The following is a 518-nucleotide window of genomic DNA, read 5'->3' as shown; positions in this document are numbered from 1 at the left end:
TCCCCGATAGCCGACATCAGACCGTCGTAGTAGATGCTGTACGCGCCGAGATAGAACTTCGGCCCCATATCCAACATATTGTGGATCTTGCCGATGCGAGCGCGTTGTGCGAAGTAGTCCCGACCGTACTCGCCGCTGGCGAGCGAGCGCAGATACTGTGATTGGGTCTTTTTCAGTTGATCGACGCCCTTGCTCGACCGACCGAGGACCTCAGTGGCCCGAGGATCGCTCGTCAGGTGGTCGTAAAACTCGTCGCCGATCTCGTCGGCTATGTCGTCGAACGTCGGTTCGGGCGCACGCATCCGCTCTTTGTCCGCCGCCGTGAGGCGAACGAAGGACTTGCGCCACGCCCGTTCTGACTCGTCGATTCCCAATGCGTCGATTAGCTCGTCGCCGTCGACGAGGCCCCTCGTGTCGTCGGTTACTACGACGCCTCGGTCGTTCATATGTAGGGGACCAACATCTCGACATAAGATTGTTCGCTCCCCGGTATCAGGTCTGATACTCCTCCGCCGACG

Annotated in this window: 1 protein-coding gene; it reads right to left on the bottom strand. The window is 59.5% G+C overall.

The window, feature by feature from the left end; all coding sequences use genetic code 11:
• A partial coding sequence (locus DEQ92_RS21850) for a protoglobin domain-containing protein (protein WP_233516941.1) occupies positions 1-446 on the bottom strand: 446 nt, incomplete at its 3' end.
• Positions 447-518: the final 72 nt, after the last annotated feature.

This window comes from Haloferax sp. Atlit-6N (assembly GCF_003383195.1).
GTDB classification, from domain to species: domain Archaea; phylum Halobacteriota; class Halobacteria; order Halobacteriales; family Haloferacaceae; genus Haloferax; species Haloferax gibbonsii.
Note: the sequence above shows the minus strand (reverse complement) of the source record. Positions and strands in the feature narration are given on the sequence as shown.